Genomic DNA, 20,497 nt, shown 5'->3' on the forward strand with positions numbered 1-20,497 from the left:
GGCCCTCCCTCCGGGCGGGTCCACCAGGACCCTTCCCGTCGCCACCCGGGAGACCCCCTCGGTCCGCCCCGGCTCCCCACCGACGTTATCGCGGAAGGTTGACTGCCGTCACCAACACGATACGCTCGATCCGCGAGCCCACCAGGACGCCGGTGCCCACCACGACGCCCGTCTCGACGTCTGTCACGGCAAGGGGGCGAACCGCCATGCACCGCTCGGCCCACGTCGACACCTTCGCCCGCGACCACCTGCCGCCACCCGACGAGTGGCCCGAGCTCAGGTTCGACCTGCCGGAGCTGCACTACCCCGATCGGCTGAACTGCGCCGCCGAACTCCTGGACCACGCCGATTCGGACCGCCCGGTCTTCCACACCCCGGACGGCCCCACCTGGACGTACGGCGAGCTGCGCGGGCGCGTCGACCGGATCGCCCATGTGCTCACCGGTGACCTGGGCGTGGTCCCCGGCAACCGGGTGCTGCTGCGCGGCCCCACCACGCCCTGGCTGGCGGCCTGCTGGCTGGCGGTGCTGAAGGCGGGCGCGATAGCGGTCACCGTGCTGGACCGGCAACGCCCGCACGAGCTGGCCACCATGTGCGACATCGCCCTGGTGCGGCACGCGCTGTGCGACATCCGGGCGGTGGACGATCTGGCGAAGGCCGACATACCCGGGCTGCGGATCACGACCTACGGCGGCGACGGCCCCGACGACCTGCTGCACCGGCCCGGGCCCGGCACTCCGTACCAGGCCGTCGACACCGCGGCCGACGACGTGGCCCTGATCGCGTTCACCTCGGGCACCACGGGTCGCCCGAAAGGGTGCATGCACTTCCACCGGGATGTGCTGGCCATAGCCGACACCTTCTCGAAGCACGTGCTGCGCCCCCGCGCGGACGACGTCTTCACCGGCTCTCCCCCGCTCGGCTTCACCTTCGGCCTGGGCGGTCTGGTGGTCTTCCCGATGCGGGCCGGCGCCAGCGCCCTGCTGCTGGAACAGGCCGGCCCCCGCCAGCTGCTGCCCGCGATCGCCGGCCACCACGTCTCGGTTCTGTTCACCGCTCCGACCGCCTACCGCGCCATGCTGGAGCAACTGGACAGCCACGACGTCTCGTCGCTGCGGCGCTGCGTGTCGGCCGGCGAGAACCTGCCCGCGGCCGTCTGGCGGGCCTGGCACGAGCGCACCGGGCTGCGCGTCATCAACGGCATCGGCGCCACCGAGCTGCTGCACATCTTCGTCTCCGCCGCAGACGAGCACATCAGGCCGGGCACCACGGGCGTGCCGGTGCCGGGCTGGCAGGCGCGGGTGCAGGACGCGCACGGCACACCGGTGCCCGACGGCGAGCCCGGACTGCTCGCCGTGCGCGGGCCGGTCGGCTGCCGCTACCTCGCCGACCCCCGCCAGCGCGCGTATGTGCGCGGCGGCTGGAACATCACCGGCGACACCTACGTCCGCGAGCCCGACGGCTACTTCCGTTACGTGGCCCGCGCCGACGACATGATCATCTCCGCCGGGTACAACATCGCCGGACCGGAGGTGGAGGACGCGCTGCTGCGGCACCCGGACGTGGTGGAGACGGCGGTCGTGGGCCGGCCCGACGAGGCCCGCGGACAGGTGGTCGTGGCCTACACGGTGGTGCGCGCCGGCGCCGCGCGCGACCCGGAGGCCCTGCGCGCCTTCCTCAAGGCCGAACTGGCACCCTACAAATGCCCGCGCGAGTTCGTCTTCCTCGACGCACTGCCCCGCACCGCGACCGGCAAACTGCAGCGGTTCCGACTGCGCACCGAAGGTGACCGGCAGTGATGCCGACGACCTAAAATGATCAACGTGTCCGAGCAGCACGCCCCCAGGTCCCTCATCGTCACGTTCTACGGCGCGTACGGCCGCTTCATGCCCGGCCCGGTGCCCGTCGCCGAGCTGATCCGGCTCCTGGCCGCGGTCGGAGTGGACGCGCCCTCCGTGCGTTCCTCGGTCTCCCGGCTCAAACGCCGCGGGCTGCTGCTGCCGGCCCGCACCGAGCAGGGCGCGGCCGGCTACGAGCTTTCTCCGGAGGCACGGCAGTTGCTGGAGGACGGCGACCGGCGCATCTACGCGGCCGCGCCCGCGGAGGCCGTCGAGTGGGTGCTCGCGGTGTTCTCCGTGCCCGAGTCGGAGCGGCAGAAGCGGCATGTGCTGCGCTCCAGGCTGGCCGGCCTGGGCTTCGGCACGGCGGCTCCCGGGGTGTGGATCGCCCCGGCGAGGCTGTACGAGGAGACCCGGCACACCCTGCGCCGGCTGCACCTGGACCCGTACGTCGACTTCTTCCGCGGTGAGCACCTGGGCTTCGCGCCGACGGCCGAGGCGGTCGCCCGCTGGTGGGACCTGGCCGCGATCGCCAAGGAGCACGAGCGCTTCCTGGACGCGCACGCCCCGGTCCTGCGCGCCTGGGAGCACCGTACGGGGACCTCGCCGGAGGAGGCCTACCGCGACTACCTCCTCGCCCTGGACTCCTGGCGCCACCTGCCCTACGCCGACCCCGGCCTGCCCGGCCGACTGCTGCCCGCGGGCTGGCCGGGCGCGCGCTCGGCGGAGGTGTTCCAGGGGCTGCACACGAGGCTGCGGGACGCGGGGGCCGAGTTCGCGGGGGTGTGAGACGCGACGGTTTCACAGGGAGGTCAGGCAGTACAGGTGTGCTCCCTCCGTCCGGGCGCGGTGGGCCAGGCCGACGAACGTGCGGATGCTGTCCTCGGCGTGCAGGTAGTCGGCGAAGTGCGCCTCGTCGATGTCGCACGCCTGGAGCGCGAGCATCGGCACCCCGTCCTCGACCACGTCGGCGAGCGCGTCCCGCCAGGCGTCGGGCAGTTCCTCGAGCAACGTCCCATCGTCCCAGGCGGTCCCGGACACCACCGACGTCTCGTGGGGGTACGGCACCTCGTCCGGGTCGGGCGAGACCGGTTCGGGCCGCTCCCCGCGGGCGGGCGGTATGCCCGCCGCGAAGGCGATCAGCCGGGGCAGCGCCAGGTGAGGGTCCATGCCCCCTACATCGAGCCCGTCCAAGCCCAGCCGGTCACCGTCCGGCCCGATGACCTGCTCCACCGCCGCGCCCCGGTCGGCGGCCAGGAAGTACTCGTGCGACACGCCCATGATGTCTCCGTTCGTCTCACTGCCCCACGAGTCGAGTACAGCAGACGGCACTGACAATCATCCGCCGAGCGACAGCCGCGGCTTCGGGGCGTCCGTGCGCCCGGTCTGCGGGCGTCTGCTGCCCGCCCGGTAGGGCGCCGGCCAGACGACGCCCGGCCCCTCGTACCCCTGCTCGGCCGCCGCGTGCAGGGTCCAGTGCGGGTCGTACAGGTGCGGACGGCCCAGCGCGCACAGGTCCGTGCGCCCGGCGAGGATCAGGGAGTTGACGTCGTCCCAGGACGAGATCGCGCCGACGGCGATCACCGGGACGCCCGCCTCGTGCCGGACGCGGTCGGCGAAGGGCGTCTGGTACGACCGCCCGAACTCCGGCCGCTCCCCGTCCACGACCTGCCCGGTGGAGACGTCGATCGCGTCGGCCCCGTGCGCGGCGAAGGCGCGGGCGATCCCGACCGCGTCCTCGGCGCTCGTCCCGCCCTCGGCCCAGTCCGTGGCCGAGATGCGCACCGTCATGGGCCGCTCCGCCGGCCACACCGCGCGGACGGCGTCGAAGACCTCCAGCGGGAAGCGCAGCCGCTTCTCCAGCGAGCCGCCGTAGGCGTCGGTGCGCCGGTTGGTGAGCGGGGAGAGGAAGCCGGAGAGCAGATAGCCGTGCGCGCAGTGCAGTTCCAGCAGGTCGAAGCCGGCCCGCGCGGCGCGCCAGGCGGCCGCGGTGAACTGCTCACGCAGGTCGGTGAGTTGGGCACGGGACAGCTGGCGCGGGATCTGGCTGCCGGGCTTGTACGGCAGTGGGGAGGCGGCGACCAGGGGCCAGTTGCCGTGGGGCAGCGGCTCGTCGATGCCCTCCCACATCAGCTTCGTGGATCCCTTGCGGCCGGAGTGGCCGAGCTGCACGCCGATCGCCGTGCCGGGCGCCCGGGTGTGCACGAAATCGGTGACGCGCCGCCACGCCTCGGCCTGCCGGCCGCTGTAGAGACCGGCGCAGCCCGGCGTGATCCGGCCCTCCTCGCTGACGCACACCATCTCGGTCATGACCAGCCCGGCCCCGCCGAGGGCACGGGCGCCCAGGTGGACGAGGTGGAAGTCGCCGGGGACGCCGTCGGTGGCGGAGTACATGTCCATCGGCGACACCACGACCCGGTTGCGCAGGGTCAGGCCGCGCAACCGGAACGGGGTGAACATCGGCGGCGTGCCGGCCGGGCAGCCGAACTCGCGCTCGACCGCCCCGGTGAAGCGGGCGTCGCGCACCCGGAGGTTGTCGTGGGTGACGCGGCGGCTGCGGGTGAGCAGGTTGAAGGCGAACTGGCGGGGCGGCTGGTCGAGGTAGAGGGAGAGGTTCTCGAACCATTCGAGACTGGCCCGGGCGGCGCGCTGGGTGGAGGCGACGACGGGTTTGCGTTCCTCCTCGTAGGCCGCCAGCGCGCTGCGCACGTCGGACTGTTCCCGCAGGCAGGCGGCGAGGGCGAGGGCGTCCTCCACGGCGAGCTTGGTGCCGGAGCCGATGGAGAAGTGGGCGGTGTGCGCGGCGTCGCCGAGGAGGACGACGTTGCCGTGCGACCAGCGGTCGTCGACCACCGTACGGAAGGTCGTCCAGGCCGAGTTGTTGGAGCGCAGGGGCTGCCCCCGCAGGGCGTCCGCGAAGATCTTCGCGCACCGTTCGACGGACTCGTGCGGGGCCATGTCGTCGAATCCGGCCGCCCGCCACACCTCCTCGCGCATCTCCACGATCACGGTGGAGGCGTCCGGCGCATACGGGTAGCCGTGCAGCTGCAGCACGCCGTGTTCGGTCTCGGCGATCTCGAAGCGGAAGGCGTCGAAGGGGAAGTCGGCGGCGAGCCAGATGTAGCGGCAGCGGTGTGCGCTCACCTGGGGGCGGAACACATGGGCATAGGCCTCGCGGGTGGTGCTGCGCACACCGTCGGCGGCGATGACGAGGTCGTACGACGCCGACAGCCGGTCCGGGGACGGCGCCTCGGTGCGGAAGCGGATGTCCACGCCGAGGGCGCGGCAGCGCGTGTGCAGGATCTCGAGGAGGCGTTTCCTGCCCAGGGCGGCGAAGCCGTGTCCCGAGGAACGGTGCGTCGTGCCCCGGTGCACGATGTCGATGGCGTCCCACCGGACGAAGTCCCGTTGCAGCGCGTCGTAGACCACGGGGTCGGCATGTTCGATTCCGCCGAGCGTCTCGTCGGAGAGGACCACGCCGAAGCCGAAGGTGTCGTCGGGGGCGTTGCGTTCCCAGAGGGTGATCTCCCGGTCCGGGTCGAGGCGTTTGAGCAGGGCGGCGGCGTAGAGGCCGCCGGGACCGCCACCGATGACAGCGACCTTCATGTCACCTCACCTCCCCTGCCACTTCGGGGGACGCTTCTCCGTGAAGGCCGCGTGGAACTCGGCGTAGTCCTCGCCGTTCATCAGCAGGGCCTGGGTCGAGGCGTCCAGCTCGATGGATGCCGCAAGGGGCATGTCCAGCTCGGCCGTCAGCAGCGCCTTCGTCTGGGCGTGTGCCAGGGCCGGGCCGTCGGCCAGGCGGCGGGCCAGGTCCGCGGCGGCCGCGTCGGCGCGTCCCTCCTCCGTCAGCTCGCTGATCAGGCCGATGCGCTGGGCCTCGGGGGCCCGGACCGTCTCGCCGAGCATGAGCAGGCGGGTGGCGTGGCCGAGGCCGACGACCCGGGGCAGCAGATAGGCCGCGCCCATGTCGCCGCCGGACAGGCCGACGCGGGTGAAGAGGAAGGCGAAGCGGGCGGTCGGGTCCGCCACCCGGAAGTCGGCGGCGAGGGCGAGGACCGCCCCCGCGCCGGCGGCCACGCCGTGGAGCGCGGCGATCACGGGGAAGGGGCACTCGCGGATCGCCCGGACGACCTGGCCGGTCATCCGGTTGAAGTCGAGCAGTTGGGCGGTGTCCAGGGCGAGGGTGGCGCCGATGATCTCGTCGACGTCGCCGCCGGAGCAGAAGCCGCGCCCCTCGCCGGCCAGCACCAGAGCGCGTACGGCGCGCTCCCGGGACAGCTCGGCCAGCAGGTCGCGCAGGTCGGCGTAGGCGCCGAAGGTGAGCGCGTTGAGCTTCTCGGGCCGGGCGAGGGTGACGGTGGCGACCCCGTCGGCGAACTGGACGCGCACATGCTCCCAGCCGGAGGTGCGGGCGGCGGAGCCGGTGAAGGGACTCATGACGTGCGGCCTCCTTGGGCGGCGGTGCCGTACGTTGCACTGTCCCATGAAGTTATCACTCATTTGTGACTGTCGTCACGAGTGCGCGACAGACCGCGTTCGACCGGCCGAGCCGGGTCACGTGCGTCACCGGTTCTCGACAGCGGCGTAACAGTGGGCACGGACGCGCTAGCCGGGTCGTTCGCGGGGGTAGGCCGCCGGTACCGGGGCCGAGGGTCCCGGGCGAAGCCCACCGACGGCCTGAAGTGGCCGGGCCCGTACCATGCCTACAGTCGAAAGCAGGACAGCCTGCTCCATGAACGGACTCGCCTTGCACGAACGCCCCACCGAATCGGCCTCCTGGCGCATCGCGCTGCCGCACACCGCCGCGGCGGTGCCCGTGGCACGTGCCCTGGTGCGCACGGCCCTCTCCGAGGTGGAGCACCCGGCCGACAGCGACACCGCGGAACTGCTCACCGCGGAGCTGGTGGCCAACGCGGTGGAGCACACCGCCGGGCGCGGCCCGATAGAGCTGGTGGTGGAGCTGATGCCGAGCGGCTGCCAGGTCGAGGTGCACGACCCGGACCCGGCGCCGCCCGGCCACCTGACCCGCCCGGTGATCGAGGAGCCCGACGTCTGGCAGGAGGGCGGGCGCGGGCTGCTGCTGATCCGTGCCCTCAGCTCGTCCTGCGGTCACCGCCCCACCCCGTCGGGCAAGGCGGTGTGGTTCAGACTGCCTGCGGTTCCCGCTCAGCGGCGGCGCTCGGCGTGACCTCGGGGGCCACCTGGCCCAGCGTGGAGTGCCGACGGCCGTAGACCGCGTAGATCGCGAGGCCCACCACGAGGAACACGGCGAACTGGACCCAGGTCCGCCAGCCGGTCTCGTACATCAGGTACAGGCAGAAGGCGACGCCGAGCAGCGGGCCCACGGGGTAGAGCGGCACCCGGAAGCTGCGGGTGAGGCCCGGTTCGCGGCGGCGCAGGGCGATCACCGCGATGTTGACGACGGCCATGATGGCGAGGGTGCCGATGGTGCACAGGTTCATCACGGCGTCGAGGGAGGCGAAGGCCGCCGGGAGGGCGAAGACGACGGCGACGATCAGGGTGCCGGCCACCGGGGTGGAGGTCTTCGGGTTCACCTTCTCGAAGACGCGCGGGATCAGGCCGTCCCGGGACATCGACATCAGGATGCGGGTCTGGCCGTACATCACCGCGAGGACGACCGAGGCGATGGCGACGACCGCGCCGAAGGCGATCACTCCGCCGCCGACGGCCGAGCCGGTGACCTCGTTGACGACGTAGGAGAGGGCGGCGGGGCGGCCGGCGACCTGCTTGCCGCCGATGGCGCCGATCGCGGCCAGCGCGACCGCGCAGTACAGCAGGGTCACGATGCCCATGCAGACCATGATCGCGACCGGGATGTCCCGGCGGGGGTTCTTGGCCTCCTCGCCGGCCGTGGTGATCGCGTCGAAGCCGATGTAGGAGAAGAACGCGGCCGTGGTGCCCGCGCCGATGCCGCCGAGGCCGGCCGGGGAGAACGGGGTGAGGTTGCCGTGCTTGAAGGCGCTGTAGCCGATGGCGCAGAAGGCCAGCAGGATGACGAGCTTGACCGCGGCCATCGCGGCCGTCGCCCGCGCGCTCTCGCGCACCCCGCGCACCAGCAGCACCGAGGCCATGGCGATGACGATCACGGCGGGCAGGTTGACGACGCCGCCGTCCCCGGGGCCCGCGGACAGCGCGGCCGGGAGCTGGACGCCGGTGAGGCTGTGCAGCAGCTCGTTGACGTACTGGCTCCACCCGACGGCGACGGCCGAGATGGAGATGCCGTACTCCAGCAGCAGGCACCAGCCGACCAGGAAGGCGGTGGACTCGCCGAGGCCGGCGTAGGCGAAGGAGTACGAGGAGCCGGAGACCGGGATCGCGCCGCCCAGCTCCGCGAAGGAGAAGGCGGTGAAGACGCAGGTGATCGCGGCGAGGACGAAGGAGACGACGACGGCGGGGCCGGCCTGGGCGACGGAGTCGGAGAGGCCGACGAAGATGCCGGTGCCGACGATGGCGCCGACGCCGAAGCAGATGAGCTGGAAGAGGCCCATCGTGCGCTTCAGGCCGTGTCCCTCGCGGTCGGCGCCGGATTCGGCGAGCAGCAGGTGCGGGGACTTGATACGGGGAGCGGGCATGCGGGTGGTGCTCGTTTCTCGGTGGTGCGGGCGACCGGGTGAGGTCGGCGGCGGCGCCGGGTGGGGTGGTCCCGGGCCGCCGGCCAGGATAAGGCCTGGTGACGCGGGTCAGGCAATGCTGTGTGACGCACCCGCCAGGGTGGCCACCAGGACCGCCTTGATCGTGTGCATCCGGTTCTCCGCCTCGTCGAAGACGACGGAGTGCTCGGACTCGAACACCTCGTCGGTGACCTCCAGCTCGGTCAGCCCGTGCCGCTCGTGGATCTCGCGCCCGACGGCGGTGCCGAGGTCGTGGAAGGCCGGCAGACAGTGCAGGAACCTGACGTCCGGGTTGCCGGTCGCGCGCAGCACGTCCATCGTCACGGCGTACGGGCCGAGCAGCGCGATCCGCTCGTCCCAGACCTCCTTGGGCTCGCCCATCGACACCCAGACGTCGGTCGCGAGGAAGTCCGTGCCGCGCACGCCCTCCTTCACGTCGTCGGTGAGCGTGACCCGGCCACCGGACGCGGCGGCGAGCCGCCGGGCGACCTCGACGATCGTCTCGTCCGGCCACAGCACCCGGGGCGCGACGATCCGGATGTCCATGCCGAGCAGGGCGCCGGTGACGAGGTACGAGTTGCCCATGTTGTAGCGGGCGTCACCGAGATATGCGAAGGCGATCTCGTCCAGCGGCCTGTCGGTGTGCTCGGTGATGGTGAGCACGTCGGCCAGCATCTGGGTGGGGTGCCATTCGTCGGTCAGGCCGTTGTAGACGGGCACCCCCGCGTAGGCGGCCAGCTCCTCGACGACCCCCTGGCCGTGCCCGCGGTACTCGATCGCGTCGAACATCCGGCCGAGCACCCGGGCGGTGTCCTTCACGGACTCCTTGTGCCCGATCTGCGAGCCGGACGGGTCGAGGTAGGTGGTGTGGGCGCCCTGATCGGCGGCGGCGACCTCGAACGCGCAGCGGGTGCGCGTCGAGGTCTTCTCGAAGATCAGCGCGATGTTCCGGCCGCGCAGGTACTGCGTCTCGGTCCCCGCCTTCTTGGCGGCCTTCAGCTCGGCCGCCAGCTCGACCAGGCCGCGGAACTCCTCCTGGGTGAAGTCCAGCTCCTTGAGGAAGTGGCGGCCGGCGAGGGCGGTCGGGACTGTCGCCATGGGGCGCTCCAGGGGATACGAGAACACGGACTCTGGAATTCTATACGAATAATGGCATTTATATGCGAGCCCCGGGAGTCCACCCGGTCACACCGGTCAGACGGCTTCCCGCTCCACGGGACAGCTCATGCACCGGGGACCGCCCCGGCCCCGGCCCAGCTCGCTGCCCGGGATCTCGATCACCTCTATGCCCTGCTTGCGCAGATGGGTGTTGGTCGTCGAGTTGCGCTCGTAGGCGACGACGACCCCGGGCTCGACGGCGAGCACGTTGCAGCCGTCGTCCCACTGCTCGCGCTCGGCGGCGTGCACGTCCTGGGTGGCGGTCAGGACGCGGATCTCACTGAGCCCGAGGGCGGCGGCGATCGCGCGGTGCATGTGCTCCGGCGGATGGTCGGTGACCTTGAGCTCCTTGTCGGCGGCGCCCGGCTCGATGGTGTACGAGCGGAGCATGCCGAGGCCCGCGTACTGCGTGAAGACGTCGCCGTCGACCATGGTCATCACGGTGTCCAGGTGCATCAGGGCCCGCTTCTTCGGCATGTCGAGAGCGACGATCGTCTGCGCGGACCCCGCGGCGAACAGCTTGTGCGCGAGCATCTCGACGGCCTGCGGGGTGGTGCGCTCACTCATGCCGATGAGGACCGCGCCGTTGCCGATCACCAGGACGTCGCCGCCCTCGATCGTGGACGGATAGTCGGCCTGCCCCTCGGACCAGAGGTGGAACATCTCGTCGCGGAAGAGCGGGTGGTGCCGGTAGATCGCCTCGAAGTGCACGGTCTCGCGCTGCCGCGCCGGCCAGCGCATGGCGTTGATGGAGACGCCGTCGTAGATCCACGCCGAGGTGTCGCGGGTGAAGAGGTGGTTGGGCAGGGGCCTCAGCAGGAAGTCGTCGACGTCCATGACGTGGAACCGCACGGAGGTCGGCTCCTCGTGCGCCTCCAGGAACTCCCGCTTGGTCATCCCGCCGACCAGGGCCTCGGCCAGCTCGTGCGCGGGCAGCGTCTCGAAGGCGGCGCGGAGGTGGTCGGTGGCGAGCGGGCCGTACTCCTTCTCGTCGAAGACGCGGTCCAGGACGAGCGTCCGCGCGGCCGGGATCTCCAGCGCCTCCGTGAGCAGGTCGCCGAAGAGGTGGACGGTGACGCCACGGTCGCGCAGGACGTCGGCGAATCCGTCGTGCTCGGCGCGCGCCCGTCGCACCCACAGCACGTCGTCGAAGAGGAGCGCGTCCTTGTTGCTGGGGGTGAGCCTTTTGAGCTCCAGGTCGGGCCGGTGCAGTATCACGCGGCGCAACCGCCCGGCCTCGGAGTCGACGTGGTATGCCATGCCTCCATCCTGGCCGTCGACGCCCGCCTTCACGCCCTTGTCGACCGTTTCCGACCCTTCCTGTTTTCATCTTATTGACGAGAAGCCAGGCCTTCCTTTATCGTCCTCATGACGAGAAAGCGGCTCGCCACCGCCGGGCCTCGACGGCGACGGGGGTGTCGTCGAGGCCCAGGCCCCCTTCGGGGATGCTGGTGGGCGACGGCAACGGTGGCCGCCGGTGCGGCGGGCGCTCAGATCGCGGTACAGGGGACCGGCCAGCGCCGGATACGCGGGGCCAGGGCCACCGCCCAGCCTCCGGCGGCCAGCACCAGCCGCTCGGCGACGAGGAGTTCCACGGCCTCCCGGTCGGTCGCGTCGAGCGGGGCCGGTTCCTGCAGCCGGAGAAACGCGGCGAGGAGAGCGGGGTGGTCGAGGGTGAGCCGTACGGCCGTGCCCCGCGCCCTGCGGTCCAGCACCGTCACAAAGCCGGGCCCCCGACGGTGGTAGAGGGCGCCGTAGGCGTATCCGGCCCGCCACGCCGCCAACTCCACCTCCTGGTCGGCGAGTTCTTCCGGAGGCGGCAGATGGCGGAGGAGACCGATGTCGTACGCCGCTCTGCCCGTCGCCCGCCAGGTCACCCGCACCCCCTGGCTCTGGCACTCGCGCAGGAAGCGCACCGCCTCCGCCGTCGCGCGGCCCGCGCCGCTCAGGTCCAGCGGCCGGGCCACCTCCACCTGCCGTCCGGTGCGCCGGTGCGGCACGGCGGCGGGCAGCGCGTTCATGCGGCGCCCTCGGGAAGGCGGACCGGCTCGCCCCAGGTCGGCAGGGACACCCAGGTCGCTCCGTCGCGGAACAACAGGCCGAGCCCGACGGCGTGCCGGACCCAGTCCGTCAGCTCGTCCGCCGTCGGTCCGTGGCCGTCGGCGGTCAGCAGCCGGTGCAGCGCCGGTACGGTCCTGCCGTCCTGCAGGCGGCGCAGGGCCTCGGCCTGCCAGCCGGTGAAGCTGTGGGTGGCCGCCGGCCGGCCGTACCGCGTGTCGTGGACCAGGAGCTCCTCGCCGTCCTCCTCGAACAGCAGGCGGGAGTGCGGGTGCCCGGCCCGCCATGCGGCGACGGCCTCCTTCAGCCGCCGCTCGACCTCGCCCGCGATCCCGGCGTCCTCGGTGTCGAACAGGTAGACCAGGTCGGCGAGTTCGCTCTCGGGCAGCTCGTAGACGTGCTGGTACATCTCGGCCGGGCGGCGCTTGCCGAAGCCGAGGCCGGGGTCGGTGAAGTGCGGGCTGAACCGCTCCAGCTGGATGCGGTGGGCGCCGCTCGGCGGCTGGAGGTGGACCAGCGCGGGCAGCTGGTCGATCACCGGTGCGTAGTCCTCGGCCGTCTCGCCGGGGAAGCCGTAGAGGAGGTTCCAGGAGCAGGTCAGGGCGTGGTTCTCGCACTCGCGCAGGGTGCGGACGTTACGGGCGCCGGTGACGCCCTTGTCCATCAGGTCCAGCACCCTGCTGCCCAGGCTCTCGATGCCGGGCTGGATGTGCACGGTGCCGGAGGCGCCGAGGAGCTCCAGCTGTGCCGGGGTGAGGTTGGACTTGACCTCGTAGTGCAGCCGCAGGTCCCAGCCGCTCTCGGCGACGCGGGGCAGGAGGTCCCGGAAGTAGGCCATGTCGATGATGTTGTCGACGGTGACCACGTCGAGGATGTGGTGCCGGCGCACCAGCCGGTCGATCTCGGCCCACAGCCGCTCCCCCGGCTTGGCACGGAAGGCCATCGCGGTGCCGTTGAGTCCGCAGAAGGTGCAGTGGTGCTTCTCGCCCCACCAGCAGCCTCGGGCGCCCTCCACGACGAGCTTCGGATGGACGTACTCCCGGACCGGGGAGGCGTCCAGCGCGGCCTGCCACTGGTCGTAGTCCGGCGCGGGGATGTCGGCGGGGGCCACGGTCCGCCGGGTCGCGGGGTTGGCGCGCGACACGGGGCCGTCCCACCAGCACAGGCCCGGCACGTCGACGGGGGCGGTGCCCTCGGCCAGGTGGCGCAACAGGGCCGGGAAGGCGTGCTCGGCCTCGCCGCGGACGACGTGGTCGACGAAGGGGTGGTTGCGGTGCAGGGCGTGTCCCATCGGCCCGTCGCAGTTGCTGCCGCCGAAGACGACCGTCAGCTCCGGGCGCCTCCGCGTGAGTTCGCGGGCGAGCGCGAGGGAGGCGACATTCTGCATGAAGGTGCTGGTGAACCCGACGACGTCCGGCACGGCCGCCAGCACCTCCTCGGCGCAGGCGGCCACGAACGCGGCGGCGTACGGCCGCATCGCGACGGCCGTGTCGATGAGGACGTCCCGGTCGGCGGCGTACTCCCGCAGCCGGGCCAGGCCCCAGTCCGGGTCGTCGTAGAGGACGCCGGAGAAGACCCAGTCGCCCAGGCCGTGGAAGATCGCGTCGCTGCCGACGGAGACGTAGTCACCCGGCCGCAGCCGGCCCCCGGAGTGCTCCAGCAGGAACTCCGCCCAGCGCAGGGAGCCGTGGAACTCCGTGACCTCGGCGTCCGGAAGGGCCTGCCGGACCAGCCGGTTCAGCAGGCCGAGCTGGAGGGACGGAAGGTCGAGCGGATGCCAGGGCATCGTGACCAGGTGAACGCGCATGCTCAGCGGGTCGGCCGCTTCTCCAGGATCGCCGGCCGGCGGCCGGTGCTCTGCTGCTCCTCGCGGACCACGACCTTCTTGATCTCCACGGAAACCACTCCCCTCCCGACGCGCGAACACCCTTGTGCCGCACGGCCGTCCACCATATGGACGATGTGTGTGCGACACAAGGGCGGTCTGTGACGGTCGACGGTGCCGTGCGACCGGCTACAGGCGCGGGTCCACCGGCTCCGACTCCAGGGCCAGCACGCCGAACACCGCCTCGTGCACCCGCCACAGCGGCTCCCCGTCCGCGAGCCGGTCCAGGGCCTCCAGGCCGAGGGCGTACTCGCGCAGGGCGAGGGACCGCTTGTGGTTCAGGAACCGCTGCCGCAGCCGGGCGAGGTTCTCCGGCCGGGTGTACTCGGGACCGTAGATGATCCGCAGGTACTCACGGCCCCGGCACTTGATGCCGGGCTGCACCAGCCGCCCGTCCCGGTTGCGGACCAGCGCGCCGGCCGGCTTGACCACCATGCCCTCGCCGCCGCGGGAGGTCATCTCCAGCCACCAGTCGACGCCCGCCCGCACGGACTCCGTCTCGCCGGTGTCGACGTACAGCCGCCGGGTGGTCTGCAGCAGACCGGTGCCGTCGTGCTCCACCAGCCGGTCGATCAGGGCCAGTTGCTCGTCGTGCGGCAGCAGGGCGAGGCTGCGGCCCTGGACGGCCAGCAGCTGGAAGGGGGCGAGGCGGACGCCGTCCAGGCCCTCCGTGGTCCAGCAGTAGCGGCGGTAGGCGGCAGTGAACGCGGCCGCGTCCGAGGCGCGCTCGCGCTGCCGGTCCAGCAGACCGCCCAGGTGGGTGCCGCGTGCCGCGGCGGCCTCCAGGGCGGCCAGCGCGCCCGGGAACACCGCGCCGGAGGCGGCGCCGACGGCCGCGTACTGGCTGCGCAGCAGCCCCGAGGCCTTCAGCGACCACGGCATCAGCTCGGCGTCCAACAGCAGCCAGTCGGTGGCCAGTTCGTCCCACAGGCCCGCGTCGCCGATCGCCGAGCGCAGCCGGCCGAGGATCTCCTCGGTCACCTGCTCGTCGTCGAAGAACGGCCGCCCGGTGCGGGTGTACAGCGACCCGGTGGGCCCGCCGTCCACGCCGAAGCGCTTCCGGGCCGTCTCCGCGTCCCGGCACACCAGGGCCACGGCCCGCGAGCCCATGTGCTTCTCCTCGCACACGACCCGCCCGACGCCGTCGGCCGCGTACTGCGCGAAGGCCTCGGCCGGGTGCTCCAGGTAGCCGTCCACCTGCGAGGTCGCCGTCGGGGCCATGGTCGGCGGCAGGTACGGCAGCAGGCGCGGGTCGATCGCGAAGCGGCTCATGACCTCCAGGGCCGCCGCCGCGTTCTCCTCGCGGACCGCCACCCTGCCGGCGTGCCGGGTCTCCACGGCCCGGCGGCCGGATACGTCCGCCAGGTCCAGCGGCCGGCCGTCCTGTCCGCCGGGCGCCTCGGAGCGCAGCGGACGGGTCGGCTCGTACCAGACCCGCCCGGCCGGCACGTCGACCAGCTCGCGCTCCGGCCAGCGCAGTGCGGTCAGCCTGCCGCCGAACACGGCACCTGTGTCCAGGCAGATGGTGTTGTTCAGCCAGGTCGCCTCCGGCACGGGTGTGTGGCCGTAGACCACCGCCGCGCGGCCCCGGTAGTCCTCGGCCCACGGGTAGCGCACCGGCAGCCCGAACTCGTCCGTCTCGCCGGTCGTGTCGCCGTAGAGCGCGTGCGAGCGGACCCGGCCGGAGGTGCGGCCGTGGTACTTCTCGGGCAGGCCGGCGTGGCAGACGACCAGCCTGCCGCCGTCGAGGACGTAGTGGCTGACCAGGCCCTCCAGGAAGCGGCGCACCCGCTCCCTGAACTCCTCGCTCTCGCCGTCCATCTGCGCGACGGTCTCGGCGAGCCCGTGGGTGTGCTGGACCTTGCGGCCCTTGAGGTAGCGGCCGTACTTGTTCTCGTGGTTGCCGGGCACGCACAGCGCGTTGCCCGTCTCGACCATGGACATCACCCGGCGCAGCACGCCCGGGGTGTCCGGGCCACGGTCGACCAGGTCGCCGACGAAGACGGCGGTACGGCCCTCCGGGTGGACCCCGTCCGCGTAGCCCAACTTGGCCAGCAGCGCCTCCAGTTCGGTGGAGCAGCCGTGGATGTCGCCGATGATGTCGAACGGGCCGGTGAGATGGGTCAGGTCGTTGAAGCGCTTCTCGGTGACGACGGTGGCCTGCTCGACCTCCTCGGCCCCACGCAGCACGTGCACCTTGCGGAAGCCCTCGCGCTCCAGGTGCCGCAGCGAGCGGCGGAGTTCGCGGATGTGACGCTGGATGACCCGGCGGGGCATGTCGGCGCGGTCGGTGCGGGCCGCGTTGCGTTCGGCGCACACCTCCTCCGGCACGTCCAGCACGATGGCGATGGGCAGCACGTCGTACTTCTTGGCCAGCTCGACCAGCTGCCGGCGGGCGTCCTGCTGCACGCTGGTGGCGTCGACGACGGTGCGGCGGCCGGCGGCCAACCGCTTGCCGGCGATGTAGTGCAGGACGTCGAACGCGTCCCGGGTCGCGCTCTGGTCGTTCTCGTCGTCGGAGACGAGTCCGCGGCAGAAGTCGGAGGAGATCACCTCGGTCGGCTTGAAGTGCCGGCGGGCGAAGGTGGACTTGCCGGAGCCGGAGGCGCCGACGAGAACGACCAGCGAGAGGTCGGTGACCGGGAGGATCCGCTCCCTGTTCCCCTGTGCCTCGGTCATGCCGCCTTCACCTCCTTCCCGGTCTCGATCACGAACACAGCCATCTGGGTGGGCGGGCCCACCTCGGGGTCCTCGGGGCCGACCGGCCGGAACTCCACGGTGTAGCCGTGCCGTTCGGCGACCCTCCGCGCCCAGGCGCGGAACTCCTCGCGGGTCCACTCGAACCGGTGGTCGCCGTGCCGGACGTGCCCCGCCGGGAGGCTCTCCCAGCGGACGTTGTACTCGACGTTCGGGGTCGTCACGAGGACCGTGGGCGGGCGGGCGTGCCCGAACACGCTGTACTCCAGGGCGGGCAGCCGGGGCAGGTCGAGGTGCTCGATCACCTCGCTGAGCACGGCGGCGTCGTAGCCCCGGAGCCGGCCGTCGGTGTAGGCGAGCGAGCCCTGGACGAGCGTGACGCGGGAGGCCTGCCGCTCCCCCATGCGGTCCAGCTTGAGGCGACGGGAGGCGATGGTGAGCGCCCGCACGGACACGTCGACACCGACGATCTCGGTGAACCGCACGTCCTTCAGCAGGTCCTGCACCAACTGGCCCTGTCCGCAGCCGAGGTCGAGGACGCGGGCGGCGCCGCGGTCCCGCAGGACGCCGAGGATCGCCTCGCGGCGCAGGACCGCGAGCGGGGTCGGCTTCTCCTCGGTCTCCGTCTCCTCGGCGACCGCGTTGTCGATCTCCTCGACCTCCGTGTCGTCGGCCTCCGCGAGGCGTACCAGCTCCAGCCGCTCCATCGCCTGCCGGGTCAGCGACCAGCGGCGCGAGAGGTACCGGCTGGTGATCAGCTTCTGCTCCGGGTGTCCGGGCAGCCAGCCCTCGCCGGCCCGCAGCAGCTTGTCGACCTCGTCGGCGGAGACCCAGTAGTGCTTGGCGTCGTCGAGGACCGGCAGCAGCACGTACAGATGGCGCAGCGCCTCGGCGAGGGTCAGCGTCTCCGCCTCCAGGACGAGGCGGACGTACCGCGAGTCGCCCCACCGCGGGAACTCTGCGTCGAGCGGGACGGGATCGGCGGTCACCGTCCAGCCGAGCGGCTCGAACAGGCGCCGTACGACGTCCGGGCCGCCGCGGGCGGGCAGCGCGGGTACCTCGATGCGCAGGGGCAGCGCGGTGGCCGCCCGCTCGGGGCGGGCGGTGCACACTCCGCGCAGGGCGCTGGAGAAGACACCGCTGAGCGCGACCGCGAGCAGCGAGGAGGCCGCGTAGGGGCGGTCGTTGACGTACTGGGCGAGCGCCGCGTCGGGGGTGCCGCCACGGCCCTTGCCCTTGCTCCGCCGGACCAGTGCGAGCGTGTCGATCTCCAGCAGCAGGGCCGCGGTGCAGCGCCGGTCGTCCGCCTCGGGGTAGAAGACGTGCGCCGTGCCGTGGGAGGTGGAGAAACTCTGTGCCTTGTCGGGGTGTTTGTGCAGCAGGTACCCGAGGTCGGTGGCCGGGTGGGCGGCGTCGCCGCGCGTGGAGATCGTCAGGAACACATGTCCGAGTCTTCCGGCTGCAATCCCCGTTGACCACTGGTTTTCCCGGCGTCCCCGTCGTGCCGAGGCGCAGCTCCGGGCGGCCGTTCAGGCGGTACGCGCCCGTGCCGCAGTTCTCCGGGTACAGGCTCCGCACGCGCGGTCCCGTGGCGGCGCAGCCCTGGTCGGGGTGGACGCGTACCCCGGACGCCGTCAGCAGGCGCAGCACCGGGGTGTCCGTCGGCGCCGCGCCTACCCGGCCCGCCCGGACGGGAGGAGCCGTGGTGAAGGCGCCGGCGCGCCCTCGGCGTGTGTCATGACGCGTGGCCGATGACCGTCCGGGCGTTCCTCGTCGCCCGTTCGTCCGCCGCCAGCAGCGCGTCCAGGCGCTTCTTGTTCCGGCCGATGACGCTCTTCTGTGCGCGGGTCTCGAGGGCGTGCACGGCCGGGACGTAGCCGGTGTCGAGCTTGCACCGGGCGTCGGCGGACGCGGTCTCCTTCTCCTTGTCCGACGGCTTCTCGTGTCCGAACCAGTCGGAGTCCAGGGACGCCTTGTCCGGGTCGGAGTAGTGGAAGCCCTTCTTCTTCATACAGTCCGACCATGCGCGGTCGGCCTTCTTCCAGGCCGGGTCCTTGCTCGCCTTCTCGTGGGACTCGTACCACAGCTCCAGGGCCGGCGCGTAAGTGCCGGACATCTTCAGGCCGTTGACCTTCGTGGCCTCGGGCGGCGGGCCGTAGAGCTTGCGCGTCGCCTGTCCGAGGCAGCCGCCCTCCGGAACGCGGTGTCCGTGCGCGAAGTGGCTGCCCCCGAATCCGGTGAGGGCGGCGTACTGGTCGGCGGGCCACTCCTGGGGCTGGGCGGAGGCGTCGGTCCGGCGGTTGTGGTAGCCGTGCTCGGACGCCAGGTCGGGGTCCACGACACCGTACGGGCTGTCGTCTCCGGGCATGTCCTCGCCCACGAGCGTTCCCCGCCGGACCGGATAGGTCGACTCGAGGGACTTGGTGTCGAGGACGGCGAAACCGGCGAAGCCCAGCCGCACCATGCACTGCTTCCCCAGGATCCACTGCGCCCTGCTGATGGCCTTCGCACCGTCCGACGCGGGGTCCGGAAGGTAGGCGTGCAGCGGGAGCGCCGTCATGGTGTTGAGGCTGCGGGCCGTCCCGGCGGGGTCGTCGTGATCGGCCAACTGGCACGCCGACAGGGCGAACAGGCCGGCGAGGGCGAGGGGAAGGACTTTGCGCACCCGCCCATCCGATCAGGTCCGGATCAAGAGCGCCGTGACGGAGCCCACAGTTCCGGCACATGAAGCCCACAGATGACGCGCGGAAAGTACCTGTGATCTTCACCATGGCACCGTCGGGGCCGAGCTGGTGGACTGACCCACCGTCAACTGACCACTGACTGAAGGGGGAACCATGACCCACGGCCACGGAGCCCGTGCCCGCAGAAGGACCGTCGTGGCGGCACTCGCGGGTGCCGTCCTGAGCACCGGTGTCCTCGCGGCCGCTCCCGCGCAGGCGGCCACGGCACCGCAGGTGTCGGCCCAGGGCGCGTTCGCGCTCAACCCGGCCACCGGAAAGGCGCTGTTCGGCAAGGCACCGGACGGACGGCTGCGGACCGGGTCCACGACGAAGATCATGACGGCGCTGGTGGTGCTGTCCCAGCCCCACCTGAACCTCGACCGGAAGGTGAAGATCAGGAAGGAGTACACCGACTACGTCATCGACCCCACCACGAAAACCCAGCGCTATTCGAGCGCCAACCTGATCCTCGGCGACTCGATGAAGGTGCGCGACCTGCTGTACGGCCTGCTGCTGCCCTCGGGCTGCGACGCGGCCTACGCGCTCGCGGACACCTACGGCACGGGGTCGACGACGGCCCAGCGGACCACGTCGTTCATCGGCAAGATGAACGCCAAGGCGCGCGAACTGGGCCTCACCAACACCCACTTCGACTCCTTCGACGGGGTGTCCAACGGCAACAACTACGCCTCGCCGCGGGACCTGGCGAAGCTGGCCGGGGTCGCCCTGAAGAACACGACCTTCAAGAAGGTCGTCGGCACCAAGGTGTACAAGGACATGCAGTCCTACCGGCCGGGCGGCGGAACGCACGCGATGGCGGAGTGGGACAACACGAACAAGCTGCTCGGCTCCTACCGGGGTGCGATCGGCGTGAAGACGGGCTCGGGGCCGGAGGCGCAGTTCTGCCTGGTGTTCGCGGCGACCCGCGGCGGCCGGACGGTCGTGGGCACGGTGCTCGCCGACACGTCGGCGGCCCAGCGCTTCACGGACGCCACGAAGATCCTCGACTACGGCTTCGCACAGAGCGGCTGAGACGGGGCCGGGGCCGCCGCCGCTTTGGACGCCGGCGGTCCCTCGCCCTCGGACGCGGCTCACGTGAGGCCGGCCTCGAGACGCGTCGCACAGGCACGGCCGCGAAAGAGGTACGCGGCCGGCTGCCCCTCCTTCTTTTTCCGGCGCCGCGCGGAACGCGTCGGGTGGCGAAGGCACAACGGGGCTCACGGACCGGCGCGGCCGCCTCGTCCGGCATGCGGGCCGCCTCGACCTCGCCGGAGACCACGCCGTGGCGCCTGGCCGCGGTGCCGGGGCGCCGTACGCCCCGGCGGGAAAACCGCGTGCCGTGAGGGGCGCGGCGCGTTAGGGTCACCGCCATGGATGTCACCGGCCGAAGCACCAGCGCGACCGCGCGAGCGACCAGCTCGCCGGTTGCCGCCGCCTGACCTCCCTCTTCCCACCGGCGACCGGACACGGCCCGTCGGTGCTCCCGTGGCGCATCCGCCTTCC

General features: G+C 72.1%; 15 protein-coding genes. 4 read left to right on the forward strand and 11 right to left on the reverse strand.

Annotated elements, in window-relative coordinates; all coding sequences use genetic code 11:
* The first annotated feature begins 206 nt into the window (after window positions 1-206).
* Complete coding sequence (locus AB0L59_RS12520) at window positions 207-1,799, forward strand: AMP-binding protein (protein ID WP_365582070.1); 1,593 nt, start codon at window positions 207-209, stop codon at window positions 1,797-1,799.
* A gap of 15 nt (window positions 1,800-1,814) precedes the next feature.
* Complete coding sequence (locus AB0L59_RS12525; protein WP_365582071.1) at window positions 1,815-2,627, forward strand: PaaX family transcriptional regulator C-terminal domain-containing protein; 813 nt, start codon at window positions 1,815-1,817, stop codon at window positions 2,625-2,627.
* A gap of 12 nt (window positions 2,628-2,639) precedes the next feature.
* On the opposite strand, the gene AB0L59_RS12530 is transcribed toward AB0L59_RS12525, so the two are convergent.
* From AB0L59_RS12530 to AB0L59_RS12540, 3 genes are read right to left on the reverse strand one after another with little or no spacing between them, the layout of a single operon-like run.
* Window positions 2,640-3,119 carry a hypothetical protein gene (locus AB0L59_RS12530; protein ID WP_365582073.1) on the reverse strand — a complete coding sequence of 160 codons (480 nt, stop codon included), beginning with the start codon at window positions 3,117-3,119 and terminating at the stop codon, window positions 2,640-2,642.
* Window positions 3,120-3,176: 57 nt separating this feature from the next.
* A complete protein-coding gene (locus tag AB0L59_RS12535) occupies window positions 3,177-5,444 on the reverse strand; it encodes a bifunctional salicylyl-CoA 5-hydroxylase/oxidoreductase (protein ID WP_365582075.1) in 2,268 nt (755 codons plus the stop codon).
* Between the two features lie 6 nt (window positions 5,445-5,450).
* Complete coding sequence (locus tag AB0L59_RS12540) at window positions 5,451-6,278, reverse strand: enoyl-CoA hydratase family protein (protein ID WP_365582077.1); 828 nt, start codon at window positions 6,276-6,278, stop codon at window positions 5,451-5,453.
* A 295-nt stretch (window positions 6,279-6,573) separates the two neighbouring features.
* Between AB0L59_RS12540 and AB0L59_RS12545 the strand changes: the two genes are divergently transcribed.
* A complete protein-coding gene (locus tag AB0L59_RS12545; protein ID WP_365582079.1) occupies window positions 6,574-7,029 on the forward strand; it encodes an ATP-binding protein in 456 nt (151 codons plus the stop codon).
* Here the strand turns inward: AB0L59_RS12545 and AB0L59_RS12550 are convergent.
* The 8 genes from AB0L59_RS12550 to AB0L59_RS12585 form a co-directional block, all read right to left on the reverse strand.
* The gene (locus AB0L59_RS12550) at window positions 6,986-8,434 is read right to left on the reverse strand and encodes an amino acid permease (protein ID WP_365582080.1); all 1,449 of its coding nucleotides are present in this window, start codon (window positions 8,432-8,434) and stop codon (window positions 6,986-6,988) included. The two genes, AB0L59_RS12545 and AB0L59_RS12550, sit on opposite strands and share 44 nt — an antisense overlap.
* 108 nt (window positions 8,435-8,542) lie before the next feature.
* Entirely contained in the window at window positions 8,543-9,571 is a 1,029-nt protein-coding gene (gene argF / locus AB0L59_RS12555) for an ornithine carbamoyltransferase (RefSeq protein WP_365582082.1), read from the reverse strand.
* A gap of 96 nt (window positions 9,572-9,667) precedes the next feature.
* A complete protein-coding gene (locus AB0L59_RS12560) occupies window positions 9,668-10,891 on the reverse strand; it encodes an arginine deiminase (protein ID WP_365582084.1) in 1,224 nt (407 codons plus the stop codon).
* A 230-nt stretch (window positions 10,892-11,121) separates the two neighbouring features.
* On the reverse strand, window positions 11,122-11,652 hold the full coding sequence (locus AB0L59_RS12565; RefSeq protein ID WP_365582085.1) for a DUF5825 family protein: 531 nt from the start codon (window positions 11,650-11,652) through the stop codon (window positions 11,122-11,124).
* On the reverse strand, window positions 11,649-13,496 hold the full coding sequence (locus AB0L59_RS12570) for a RiPP maturation radical SAM C-methyltransferase (RefSeq protein WP_365582087.1): 1,848 nt from the start codon (window positions 13,494-13,496) through the stop codon (window positions 11,649-11,651). The genes AB0L59_RS12565 and AB0L59_RS12570 overlap by 4 nt, the downstream gene beginning before the upstream one ends.
* A 207-nt stretch (window positions 13,497-13,703) precedes the next feature.
* Window positions 13,704-16,253, reverse strand: a complete 2,550-nt coding sequence (locus tag AB0L59_RS12575; RefSeq protein ID WP_365582089.1) for a polynucleotide kinase-phosphatase — start codon at window positions 16,251-16,253, stop codon at window positions 13,704-13,706.
* Window positions 16,250-17,713, reverse strand: a complete 1,464-nt coding sequence (locus tag AB0L59_RS12580; protein ID WP_365582090.1) for a 3' terminal RNA ribose 2'-O-methyltransferase Hen1 — start codon at window positions 17,711-17,713, stop codon at window positions 16,250-16,252. The genes AB0L59_RS12575 and AB0L59_RS12580 overlap by 4 nt, the downstream gene beginning before the upstream one ends.
* Window positions 17,714-18,006: 293 nt before the next feature.
* On the reverse strand, window positions 18,007-18,936 hold the full coding sequence (locus tag AB0L59_RS12585) for a hypothetical protein (RefSeq protein WP_365582091.1): 930 nt from the start codon (window positions 18,934-18,936) through the stop codon (window positions 18,007-18,009).
* Between the two features lie 172 nt (window positions 18,937-19,108).
* Between AB0L59_RS12585 and AB0L59_RS12590 the strand changes: the two genes are divergently transcribed.
* On the forward strand, window positions 19,109-20,026 hold the full coding sequence (locus tag AB0L59_RS12590) for a serine hydrolase (RefSeq protein ID WP_365582093.1): 918 nt from the start codon (window positions 19,109-19,111) through the stop codon (window positions 20,024-20,026).
* The last annotated feature ends 471 nt before the right edge of the window (window positions 20,027-20,497 follow it).

This window comes from Streptomyces sp. NPDC052109, from assembly GCF_040680195.1.
Taxonomy (GTDB): Bacteria; Actinomycetota; Actinomycetes; order Streptomycetales; family Streptomycetaceae; genus Streptomyces.

Coding starts and splice junctions, on each gene's coding strand:
- AB0L59_RS12575 (WP_365582089.1), bottom strand. CDS start 16,253: ATGACCGAGGCACAGGGGAACAGGGAGCGGATCCTCCCGGTCACCGAC.
- AB0L59_RS12590 (WP_365582093.1), top strand. CDS start 19,109: ATGACCCACGGCCACGGAGCCCGTGCCCGCAGAAGGACCGTCGTGGCG.
- AB0L59_RS12520 (WP_365582070.1), top strand. CDS start 207: ATGCACCGCTCGGCCCACGTCGACACCTTCGCCCGCGACCACCTGCCG.
- AB0L59_RS12535 (WP_365582075.1), bottom strand. CDS start 5,444: ATGAAGGTCGCTGTCATCGGTGGCGGTCCCGGCGGCCTCTACGCCGCC.
- AB0L59_RS12525 (WP_365582071.1), top strand. CDS start 1,815: ATGATCAACGTGTCCGAGCAGCACGCCCCCAGGTCCCTCATCGTCACG.
- argF (WP_365582082.1), bottom strand. CDS start 9,571: ATGGCGACAGTCCCGACCGCCCTCGCCGGCCGCCACTTCCTCAAGGAG.
- AB0L59_RS12565 (WP_365582085.1), bottom strand. CDS start 11,652: ATGAACGCGCTGCCCGCCGCCGTGCCGCACCGGCGCACCGGACGGCAG.
- AB0L59_RS12545 (WP_365582079.1), top strand. CDS start 6,574: ATGAACGGACTCGCCTTGCACGAACGCCCCACCGAATCGGCCTCCTGG.
- AB0L59_RS12540 (WP_365582077.1), bottom strand. CDS start 6,278: ATGAGTCCCTTCACCGGCTCCGCCGCCCGCACCTCCGGCTGGGAGCAT.
- AB0L59_RS12560 (WP_365582084.1), bottom strand. CDS start 10,891: ATGGCATACCACGTCGACTCCGAGGCCGGGCGGTTGCGCCGCGTGATA.
- AB0L59_RS12550 (WP_365582080.1), bottom strand. CDS start 8,434: ATGCCCGCTCCCCGTATCAAGTCCCCGCACCTGCTGCTCGCCGAATCC.
- AB0L59_RS12530 (WP_365582073.1), bottom strand. CDS start 3,119: ATGGGCGTGTCGCACGAGTACTTCCTGGCCGCCGACCGGGGCGCGGCG.
- AB0L59_RS12570 (WP_365582087.1), bottom strand. CDS start 13,496: ATGCGCGTTCACCTGGTCACGATGCCCTGGCATCCGCTCGACCTTCCG.